The sequence below is a fragment of the Sphingomonas bacterium genome, from assembly GCF_903644055.1.
GTDB lineage: Bacteria > Pseudomonadota > Alphaproteobacteria > Sphingomonadales > Sphingomonadaceae > Sphingomonas_I.
On record NZ_CAHJXD010000265.1, the window covers coordinates 1 to 3665 of the forward strand.

Consider the following 3665-nt stretch of genomic DNA (forward strand, 5'->3'; position numbering starts at 1 on the left):
GGGACAACCCACTCCCAAAGCTCATGGGGGTCAATGTTCGACGCCGATCCGGGGTCAACTTTGCGCGCCGATTGACATACGGCTTCTGAGGGCCAGGGCGGGCCATGTACCGCTGACCGGTTCACCAGCGATATCGGCGGCTTGTCGCCAATATCGCTATATGGCCGCACCTCGTTATAGTCTCTGCGCCAAGCCTCGCATTTCGAACTGCATCGTCGAGGCTCATGGACCAGTGCTGGTTCATGCTGCCGCTCACCCTCCGGCGAGCGCAGCCCCGCCTGACGGTCTGACAAGACCCGAAACAAGGCTTGCCCGATCGCGCCTGCATGAAAGCAGGCGGTGGTTCGGTCCTGGCGGACGATGAACTGCCGGCGGCCTGCTCAAGAAGATGGACCAAACGGTCTGCGCTGACGGCGCCAGAGAGCGAGTGACAGAATCAACCCACCGACGTAGCGACGCTGTGCGGCTCGTCTGCGGCCGAGCCGGCGAAATATGCCTCCGCGGTCTCGAACAGCAGCTGCGCAGGGGCGCTGCGCGCACTCTGCGATCGAGCCATGAGATAGACGTTCCATTTAAGCGCGACGTTCTCTGAGAGGAGCGGCGACAGCTTGTCCCTGAACGGCGATGCTTCGACCACCGGCTGCGGTAGAAAACCGATGCCCATGCCGATCTCAATAAGCCACATGCGCTCGTACAAGCCGTCGGCATAGCCGCCGGTCGGCCTTCCGATGCCGTATTTTTCACGGAATTCGACATAGGGTGTAGGTTCGTCATGGGTAATTACGAAAGGCTCATCGCGCAGCTCCGAAGGTGACGCGACACGCTTGCCGAACAGCCGGTGAGCAGGTCCGCAATAGAGTTGCTGCGTCTGCTCCGAAAGCAGGATGTGCGTCCGCCCGTCACCCGGATTGGGGTCGAACCCGATCGCAAGCTCCACCTCCCCATTCTGCAACGACTGAAGGATCTGCCGCCACGGCGCGACGTCGAGCTTGATCTCGATACGAGGATAGAGCGCGTGGAAGCTCTCGATCATCTCCGTCAGGCGCGGCTGCAGGTATAGCGAGGCGATCACCCGCAGCGTGACGACGCCGGACACGTCGCCGCGCAGGATCGACGCTTCGCGCGAGGTGCTCTGGACGACCTCGTAGATGTGCTGGCACGCCGAATAGAGGTGCTCGCCATGCACCGTCAGCAGCACGCCCTTGCTGGTCCGGGCGCATAGCGGGCTGCCGACATACCCTTCCAATCGCTGGAGCGCGGCACTGATACTGGGCTGGGTGCGATTGAGCGCGTTCGCGGCGCTCGTGATGCTCCCGCGCCGGGCAATCTCATAGAAGACCTTGAACAGGTTCCAGTCGATATTGCGGGCAAAGATCGCGCTTGGCTCGAGCACCTCGCGATGCTTACTCATGGCTCGCTCCCTGCCGGCATTGCCCCGCCCATCCGGCCGGGAGGCTGAGATAGGGTCCGTCCGCTGCGACAAGCAAGTCACGTCCGATGGCGCAGGGTTCCGGCTTCGCTCAGCCGTTGACCGCCGAGGGACCGGCCCGGACCCAGGCTCATGGCTGCCCTCCCTGCCCGCCTCAGCGCCTGTCGTCCTCGTCGTCGAGCTCGCGAATCAGCTTGCGGGTGAAGACGGCGAAATCCGCCAGCTGTTTGCGGATCAACTCACGCATGGCATCGTCGATCAGGCGGCCTTCCTCGTCGAACCGCTGCCCTGCCAGTCCCACCGCGATATCGGGCCGCGGGTAGGTATAGGCGCCCACGCCCGAGAGAACCTGCCGCAGATGCTGGTGCATCCGCACACCACCGAACGGCCCGGGCGACGCCGAGGCGATCAGCACCGGCTTATTCGCGAACGGCCCGCCAGGGACGCGCGACACCCAGTCAATGGCGTTCTTCAGCACCCCGGGGATCGATGTATTATATTCGGGCGAGACAATCACGACTGAATCGGCGTCGCTTATCATCTGGCCAAGCTGCATCGCGCCGGACGGCACGCCGCTCGCCACCTCCAGATCGCCGTCATAATGCGGCACGTTGCCGATCGACGACGACTCCACGATCGTTACCCAGCCCGGCGCCAACCCGGGCAGCTCGCGCACGAGTGCCGCGCTGAAGGATTTCTCGCGCAGGCTTCCGCAGATGGCCAGCATGTTCAGCGGCTGTTCGGTGATGGCGTCCTTCATGGTATCTCCTGAGATGCTTGAGAGGGGCGCGCGCGATCAGTCCGGCCGGACGAACTTGCCGGTCGGCGGCGAGGGAAAACGACCGCCGGCGTAGATCGTCTCTCCGCGTAGGAAGACCCGCTCGATCGAGGCGCTGACACTAAAATTTGCTAATGTCGTGTAGTTGGCGCGGCTATGCTGGTCTTCGTTGCGGACTCTGAGCGGCGCCTTAGGATCGACGACCACGATGTCCGCGTTGGCCCCTTCGGCGATGCGGCCCTTGGCGCCGAGCCGGAAACGGCGGGCAGGCTGATCGGAACAGAGCCGTGCGATGTCCGGCAGCCGGAGAACACCGCGATCGACCAGCACCATCATCGACGAGAACAAGGTCTGGAGACCCGGCATTCCGGGGGGCGCGAGCCAGATGTCGTCCTGGCCGCGTTCCTTGTCCTCGGGAAGGGCGGGAGAATGGTCGCTGACCACCATGTCGATCAGCTCGCCCCGTACCCCGTCGCGCAGCGCATCGCGGTCGTCCGCGCTGCGAATCGGCGGCACGATCACGCCATACGCACCCATCCTGCGTGCCTGCCGCTCGCAAAAGACGAGGTGGTGCGACATCACCTCCGCGGTCACCGTACCGCCATCCTTGAACCGGCGGACGATATCGAGCGAGTTGCGCGAGGACAGCGCGCGCAGATGCACCTCGGTCCGCGTCTCGGCGGCGGCGGTGCAGGCGCGGGCGATGCCGAGCGATTCCGAGAGCACCGGTCGCGTCTCGGCCCGCTGCTCCACGTTGGGCTTCGCGATCCGCTCCGGCCCGCGCTTGAGCCTAGTCAGCTCCGTCATCAGCGATGGGGAGTGAGGCGTGACGCCGGCGATCCCGCCCACGGCGCCGATCATGTCCATCACCCGCTGCAACTGATAGTCGCTGTCGCCGATGATGAAGCCTGGCATACCGCCATAAGCGAGGAATATCTCGAACGAGACCGCGCCAAGCGCGCTGAGTTCATCGACATGCTCGTCCTCGCTGCGTGGGCCTACCATCGCCTGCAACGCGAAATCGACGAGCGACCGCCCCTCGCCGGCAAGCCGCTTCTTGTCGAAGTAGATCGGCGTGACGCTGCACGGATCATCCGTCGGCATCAGCAGCACGGTCGTGACGCCGCCGGCCGCCGCAGCGCGGGTGGCGGTAGTGTAGTTGTCGAGCTTGGTGTCGAGGATGTGCCCTGGAACATGGACATGCGCATCCACGAAGCCCGGGAACAGCAGCTTGCCGGACACGTCCAGCTCCTCACCCGCATCGACCGCCGCGCCCGGCGCGACGATGGCGCGGATGATGCCACCCGCGATTGCCACGTCGCCCCTCGTCTGGGCATCGGATGTGATGACCGAGCCGCCGCGCAGGATCAGATCGAAGTGCATCAGGCGGCTTGGCTGATTGGGGGGGGGTGCGGGTTGCTGTGCTGGAGTGCGCGGCGGTAGGCGTCGAGCACCCAC

General features: G+C 64.7%; 3 protein-coding genes. All 3 read right to left on the reverse strand.

The genetic code is table 11. The annotated features are described in order from the left end of the window. Positions 1–436 precede the first annotated feature (436 nt). Positions 437–1411 carry a LysR family transcriptional regulator gene (locus HUU94_RS11580; RefSeq protein ID WP_174275228.1) on the reverse strand — a complete coding sequence of 325 codons (975 nt, stop codon included), beginning with the start codon at positions 1409–1411 and terminating at the stop codon, positions 437–439. Between the two features lie 172 nt (positions 1412–1583). Further along, positions 1584–2189 carry an NADPH-dependent FMN reductase gene (locus tag HUU94_RS11585; protein WP_174275229.1) on the reverse strand — a complete coding sequence of 202 codons (606 nt, stop codon included), beginning with the start codon at positions 2187–2189 and terminating at the stop codon, positions 1584–1586. Between the two features lie 36 nt (positions 2190–2225). Continuing rightward, positions 2226–3590: a dihydroorotase gene (locus tag HUU94_RS11590; RefSeq protein ID WP_174275230.1), complete on the reverse strand. Its 1365-nt coding sequence runs from the start codon at positions 3588–3590 to the stop codon at positions 2226–2228. Positions 3591–3665 lie beyond the last annotated feature (75 nt).